This window comes from Anaerovorax odorimutans, assembly GCF_024459955.1.
Taxonomy (GTDB): Bacteria; Bacillota; Clostridia; order Peptostreptococcales; family Anaerovoracaceae; genus Hominibacterium; species Hominibacterium odorimutans_A.
In genome coordinates, this window is record NZ_JANFXK010000226.1 from 1 (window position 1) to 229 (window position 229).

Annotated in this window: 1 protein-coding gene; it reads left to right on the forward strand. The window is 44.1% G+C overall.

Annotation, left to right across the window (positions count from 1 at the left end; all coding sequences use genetic code 11):
• Positions 1–229 (forward strand): hypothetical protein (locus tag NE619_RS18570; protein WP_330640885.1); only part of this gene is annotated, 229 nt, incomplete at both ends.

Sequence of the window (229 nt, forward strand, 5' to 3'; positions counted from 1 at the left end):
GGAATTCCAGATACAGCAGGATTGAAAGATATTGGGTTCTCCAGTTATAGGGATGACAATAATGGAGCGATATCTCAAAGAGGTCAGTATATGCTTGCCGTACCTCTCATGTTCTTTGAATCGGGAAAATGGGATGGTCGCGGTCAAAGCGTTTTCGACCGAAAAATAGACGCGTTTGATAGCTTAGACGAAATATGGTCGCAGTGGATAGATGCGCTTAGAGCTGGTA